Here is a 5,852-nt window from a genome sequence, read left to right as displayed (position 1 = left end):
CGGCAATCCGCTCGCCGTGCGCGGCTTCAACATCGAGGGACTGCGCCGGCGCGGCTTCGACGCGCCGCGCATTGCCGCCGTCAAGCAGATGCACAAGCTGCTCTACCGCGAAGGCCGCACGCTCGAGCAGGCCAAGGCGGGCATCGAGGCGCTGGCCGGCGAGCAGCCCGCGGCTGCCGGCGACGTCGCGCTGATGAGCACCTTCCTGGCCAACGCCACGCGCGGCATCGCGCGCTGACGGCAGCCCTCCGGCCCGATGGACGCGGCTGCACCGCGCTTCGCGATGGTGGCGGGCGAGGCCTCGGGCGATCTGCTCGCCGGCCTGCTGCTCGGTGGCCTGCGTGCGCGCTGGCCAGGGCTGGTCGCGCAGGGCATCGGCGGGCCGAAGATGGCCGCCCACGGCTTCGAGGCCTGGTGGCCGCACGACAAGCTGGCGGTGCGCGGCTATGTCGAGGTGCTGAGCCACTACCGCGAGCTGGTCGGCATCCGCAATCAGCTCGCCGAGCGCGTGCTGCAGGCGAAGCCGGACATGTTCATCGGCGTCGATGCGCCCGACTTCAACCTCGACCTGGAAACGCGGCTGAAGGCCGGCGGCATCCGCACTGTGCACTTCGTCAGCCCGTCGATCTGGGCCTGGCGCGGCAAGCGCATCGAGAAGATCCGCAAGGCGGTCGACACGGTGCTGTGCATCTTCCCCTTCGAGCCGGAGATCTACGCGAAGCAGGGCATCGATGCGCGCTACGTCGGCCACCCGCTGGCCGATACGATCCCGCTGGAGGTGCCGCGGGCAGCGTCGCGCACCGCGCTCGGCATTGCCGCCGACGAGCCGGTCGTCGCGCTGCTGCCGGGCAGCCGGCGTTCGGAGATCCAGTACATCGCGCCGCGCCTGTTCGAGGCGGCTGCCGAGATGAATCGCATCCGCCCCGGCCTGCGCTTCATCCTGCCGGTGGTGCCGGGGCTGCGCCACCTCGTCGAGCCCTTGCGCAAGCTGCATGCCGAGCGTGTCAGCGTCGAACTGCTCGACGGCCGCTCGCACGAGGCGCTGGCCGCCTGCGACGTGACGCTGATCGCCAGCGGCACCGCCACGCTGGAGGCGGCGCTGTTCAAGCGGCCGATGGTGATCACCTACGCGATGCACGCGCTGTCCTGGCAGATGATGAAGCGCATGAAGTACCAGCCCTGGGTGGGCCTGCCCAACATCCTGCTGCGCGACTTCGCCGTGCCGGAGCTGATCCAGGGCGAGGCGACGCCGGAGCGCCTGGCGCACGCCACACTGGCCTGGCTGGACGATCCGCAGCGCTGCGCCGATCTGCAGCAGCGCTTCCAAACGCTGCACCTCGAACTCAGGCGCGACACCGCACGCGCCGCCACCGATGCGATCGCGGAAATTCTTGCGCGCTGAGCAGCTCGGCCTGCGCTTCGACGTGCCCGGCCTGGTGGCGGGTGTCGACGAGGCCGGCCGCGGCCCGCTGGCCGGGCCGGTGGTGGCGGCGGCGGTCATCCTCGACGACCTGCAGCCGATCAAGGGCCTGGCCGACTCGAAGGTGCTGACGCCGATGCGGCGAGAGAAGCTGTTCGACGAGATCCGTGCCAAGGCGCTGTGCTGCTGCATCGCCGAGGCCAGCGCCGCCGAGATCGACCAGATCAACATCCTGCAGGCGACGATGCTGGCGATGCGCCGTGCGGTCGAGGGCCTGCGGCTGAAGCCGGCCAAGGTGCTGGTCGACGGCAACCGCATCCCGGTGCTGAAGGTGCCGGCGGAGGCGATCATCAAGGGTGACGCCAAGGTGAAGGCAATCTCGGCCGCGTCCATCCTGGCCAAGGTGCACCGCGACCGGCTCTGTCTCGCGCTGCACGAGCAGCATCCGCAGTACGGCTTCGACGGCCACAAGGGCTACCCGACGCCGGAGCACCTGGCGGCGCTGCGCGCGCACGGCGCCTGCCCGGAGCACCGCCGCTCGTTCGGCCCGGTGCGCGACGTTCTGCCGCGCTGAGCCATGGCAGAACCGCGCCCCATCAGCTCGCGCGACAACCCGCTGCTGGTGCGCGTGCGCAAGCTCGTCGCCGACCCGGGTGCCTACCGCAGGCTCGGCGAAGTGTGGCTGGAGGGTGACCATCTCTGCGCCGCCTTCGTGCAGCGCGGCGGGCGGGCGCTGCAGGCCGTCGTCACCAGCGAAGGCTGGACGCGGCCGCCGCTGCGCGACCTCGCGTCGCGCGCGGCGGCGGTCGCGATCGTGCCAGCCGAGCTGATGGCGGGCCTGTCCAGCCTCGAATCGCCGCCGTCGATCGGCTTTGTCGTGGCTACGCCGACGGCGCCGGCGTTGACGCCGGACGCGCCCTCCGTCGTGCTCGACCGGCTGCAGGACGCCGGCAACGTCGGCGCCATCCTGCGCAGCGCCTCGGCCTTCGGGTTTGCCCAGGTGGTTGCGCTGAAGGGGACGGCGGCGCTGTGGTCGCCCAAGGTGTTGCGCGCCGGCATGGGGGCGCACTTCGCGCTGCGCCTGGTCGAAGGTGTCGATGCCGAAGCGCTCGACACCCTGCGCCTGCCGCTGCTGGCCACCAGTTCGCACGCCGAGCGTGCGCTGCACGAGGTCGACCTGCCCTGGCCCTGCGCCTGGGTGCTGGGGAACGAGGGGCAGGGCGTGGCGGCCGCGCTGGCGGGGCGCTGCACGATGGCGCTGCGCATCCCGCAGCCGGGCGGCGAGGAGTCGCTCAACGTGGCCGCGGCGGCGGCGGTGTGTCTCTACGAGTCGGCGCGCCAGCGCAGCGCCTGAGCGGCTCTCAGTACATCAGCCGATCCGGGCGCAGGTCGCGCAGGATCGTCGTAGCGATCTCCTCGATCGACTTGTGGGTCGATGACAGCCACGCGATGCCCTCGCGGCGCATCATCGCCTCGGCCTCGCGCACCTCGACGCGGCAGTTCTCGATCGAGGCGTACTTGCTGCCCGGGCGCCGCTCGTTGCGGATCTGGCTGAGCCGCTCCGGGTCGATGGTCAGCCCGAAGCACTTCTTCTTGAACGGCGCCAGCGTCGAGGGAATCTGGCCGCGGTCGAAGTCCTCCGGGATCAGCGGGTAGTTCGCCGCCTTGATGCCGTGCTGCATCGCCAGGTACAGCGAGGTCGGCGTCTTGCCGCTGCGGCTGACGCCGACCAGGATCACGTCGGCCTCGGCCAGGTTCTTGGCCGACTGGCCGTCGTCGTGGGCCAGCGAGAAGTTGATCGCCTCGATGCGGTCGGTGTATTCCTGGCTTTTCGAGACGTCGGAGAAGCGGCCGATGCGGTGGTTGGACTTGACGCCGAACTCGGCCTCCAGCGGCTCGATGAAGGTGTTGAACATGTCCAGCACCAGGCCGCGCGACTGTTTGAGGATCTCCAGGATCTCGGTGTTGACCAGGGTGATGAAGACGACCGGCCGGTGGCCTTCGGCGTCGGCGGTGTGGTTGACTTCGCGCACCACCTGATGCGCCTTGTCGGGCGTGTCGATGAAGGGCCGGCGCACGTGGCGCGGCTTGCCGGCGAACTGCGCCAGGATCGAGTTGCCGAAGGTCTCGGCGGTGATGCCGGTGCCGTCGGAGACGAAGAAGACGGTGCGGTTGGGCATGGCGGCGCGGCCTCGGTCCGTGGGGGATGACGGCCCGGATGATAGGTACAAACCTTAGAATCGCCACCAGACTTCCACCTCGCCGCCCGATGAACGCCGCCCGCCGCCCACAAGCACTCGAACAGTGCGGCGAGCCTGCGTCTGGGCCTGCCGCCGCCCTGGAGCCTGGCTCGGGCCGCCGCAGGAGGGGGTGGGAAACACCGGTTTCTCAACATCACGGAGTTTTCCCATGTCCAACCCTGCACTGGCGACCGCCCTGGTCGTCCCGTTCGAACAACTGAGGATGGCCGACGTCGAGTCGGTGGGCGGCAAGAACGCCTCCCTCGGCGAGATGATCAGCCAGCTGGCGGCCTCGGGCGTGCGGGTGCCCGGCGGCTTCGCGACGACAGCCCACGCCTTCCGCGAGTTCCTGCGGCATGAAGGGCTCGCCAAGCGCATTGCCGACCGCCTGGCCACGCTGAACACCGACGACGTGCGCGCACTGGCCGAAGCCGGCGCGCAGATCCGCCACTGGATCGAGTCCACCCCGTTCCCGCCGACGCTGGAAGCAGCGATCCGTGCCGAATTCACCCGGCTGACGGCGGGCAATCCCGGCGCGTCGTTCGCGGTGCGCTCGTCGGCCACGGCGGAAGACCTGCCCGACGCCTCCTTCGCCGGCCAGCAGGAGACCTTCCTCAACGTCGTCGGCATCGACGAGGTGCTGGCGAAGATGAAGGAGGTGTTCGCCAGCCTCTACAACGATCGAGCCATCAGCTACCGCGTGCACAAGGGCTTCGCCCACGGCGACGTGGCGCTGTCCGCGGGCGTGCAGCGCATGGTGCGCTCCGACCTCGGCGCCGCCGGCGTGATGTTCACCATCGACACCGAGAGCGGTTTCGAGGACGTGGTCTTCATCACCTCCAGCTACGGCCTGGGCGAGACGGTGGTGCAGGGCGCGGTGAACCCGGACGAGTTCTACGTGCACAAGCCGGCGCTGAAGTCCGGCAAGCTGGCGATCATCCGCCGCAACCTCGGCTCCAAGCTGATCAAGATGGAGTTCGCCTCGCCCGAGGAGAAGGCCAAGAGCGGCAAGCTGGTGCGCACGGTGGACACCGCGCCCGAGCAGCGCAACCGCTATTCGCTCAGCGACGCCGACGTCACCGAACTGGCGAAGTACGCGCTGATCATCGAGCAGCACTACGGCCGCCCGATGGACATCGAGTGGGGCCGCGACGGCGGCGACGGCAAGCTCTACATCCTGCAGGCGCGGCCGGAGACGGTGAAGAGCCAGGCCCAGGGCAAGGCCGAGCAGCGCTACAAGCTGAAGGGAACCGGCACCGTGCTGGCCGAGGGCCGCGCGATCGGCCAGAAGATCGGCACCGGCCCGGTGCGCATCGTGCACAGCCTGGCCGACATGGACCAGGTGCAGAGCGGCGACGTGCTGGTCACCGACATGACCGACCCGAACTGGGAGCCGGTGATGAAGCGCGCCAGCGCGATCGTCACCAACCGCGGCGGCCGCACCTGCCACGCGGCGATCATCGCGCGCGAGCTGGGCATCCCGGCGGTGGTCGGCTGCGGCGACGCCACCGAGACGCTGAAGGACGGCGCGCTGGTAACGGTGGTCTGCTCCGAGGGCGACACCGGCCACATCTACGACGGCCTGCTCGAGACCGAGGTCAGCGACGTGCAGCGCGGCGAGCTGCCGTACTGCCCGGTGAAGATCATGATGAACGTGGGCAACCCGCAGCTGGCCTTCGACTTCGCGCAGATGCCGAACTCGGGCGTCGGCCTGGCGCGGCTCGAGTTCATCATCAACAACAACATCGGCGTGCACCCGAAGGCCATCCTCGACTATCCGAACGTCGATGCCGACCTGAAGAAGGCGGTCGAGTCGGTGGCCCGCGGCCACGCCAGCCCGCGCGCCTTCTACGTCGACAAGCTCACCGAGGGCATCGCCACCATCGCGGCGGCCTTCTGGCCCAAGCCGGTGATCGTGCGGCTGTCGGACTTCAAGAGCAACGAGTACAAGAAGCTGATCGGCGGCTCGCGCTACGAGCCCGAGGAAGAGAACCCGATGCTCGGCTTCCGCGGCGCGTCGCGCTACGTCAGCCCCGAGTTCGGCGAGGCCTTCGCAATGGAGTGCGAGGCGCTCAAGCGGGTTCGCACCGACATGGGCCTGAGCAACGTCGAGATCATGGTGCCCTTCGTGCGCACGCTCGGCCAGGCCGAGCGCGTGGTGGGCATGCTGGCCGAGCGCGGCCTCCGGCGTG

General features: G+C 69.8%; 5 protein-coding genes and 1 pseudogene. 5 read left to right on the top strand and 1 reads right to left on the bottom strand.

Annotated elements, in window-relative coordinates:
• From AAG801_RS39700 to AAG801_RS39685, 4 genes and pseudogenes are all read left to right on the top strand, one after another.
• Positions 1 to 238, top strand: a pseudogene (locus tag AAG801_RS39700) (acyl-[acyl-carrier-protein]--UDP-N-acetylglucosamine O-acyltransferase); the annotation flags it as partial.
• Positions 239 to 256: 18 nt separating this feature from the next.
• The gene (gene lpxB / locus AAG801_RS39695) at positions 257 to 1,402 is read left to right on the top strand and encodes a lipid-A-disaccharide synthase (protein ID WP_341893375.1); all 1,146 of its coding nucleotides are present in this window, start codon (positions 257 to 259) and stop codon (positions 1,400 to 1,402) included.
• Positions 1,374 to 1,994: a ribonuclease HII gene (rnhB, locus tag AAG801_RS39690; RefSeq protein WP_341893374.1), complete on the top strand. Its 621-nt coding sequence runs from the start codon at positions 1,374 to 1,376 to the stop codon at positions 1,992 to 1,994. Before lpxB ends, rnhB begins: the two co-directional genes overlap by 29 nt.
• 3 nt (positions 1,995 to 1,997) lie before the next feature.
• Positions 1,998 to 2,774 (top strand): RNA methyltransferase, encoded by a 777-nt coding sequence (locus AAG801_RS39685; RefSeq protein WP_341893373.1) that lies wholly within the window; start codon positions 1,998 to 2,000, stop codon positions 2,772 to 2,774.
• A gap of 7 nt (positions 2,775 to 2,781) precedes the next feature.
• Here the strand turns inward: AAG801_RS39685 and AAG801_RS39680 are convergent, their stop codons facing one another.
• Positions 2,782 to 3,600, bottom strand: a complete 819-nt coding sequence (locus AAG801_RS39680; protein ID WP_341893372.1) for a pyruvate, water dikinase regulatory protein — start codon at positions 3,598 to 3,600, stop codon at positions 2,782 to 2,784.
• A gap of 229 nt (positions 3,601 to 3,829) precedes the next feature.
• On the opposite strand from AAG801_RS39680, the gene ppsA reads away from it, so the two are divergent.
• Positions 3,830 to 5,852: phosphoenolpyruvate synthase (ppsA, locus tag AAG801_RS39675; protein ID WP_341893371.1), on the top strand; the 2,023-nt coding region annotated here is incomplete at its 3' end.

The sequence above is a fragment of the Variovorax sp. YR752 genome (genome assembly GCF_943372545.1).
This window is presented reverse-complemented; position numbering and strand designations above follow the sequence as displayed.

Excerpts from the sequence above, each read along its gene's own strand:
- lpxB (WP_341893375.1), top strand. The coding sequence starts at position 257 with ATGGACGCGGCTGCACCGCGCTTCGCGATGGTGGCGGGCGAGGCCTCG.
- rnhB (WP_341893374.1), top strand. The coding sequence starts at position 1,374 with ATGCGATCGCGGAAATTCTTGCGCGCTGAGCAGCTCGGCCTGCGCTTC.
- AAG801_RS39685 (WP_341893373.1), top strand. The coding sequence starts at position 1,998 with ATGGCAGAACCGCGCCCCATCAGCTCGCGCGACAACCCGCTGCTGGTG.
- AAG801_RS39680 (WP_341893372.1), bottom strand. The coding sequence starts at position 3,600 with ATGCCCAACCGCACCGTCTTCTTCGTCTCCGACGGCACCGGCATCACC.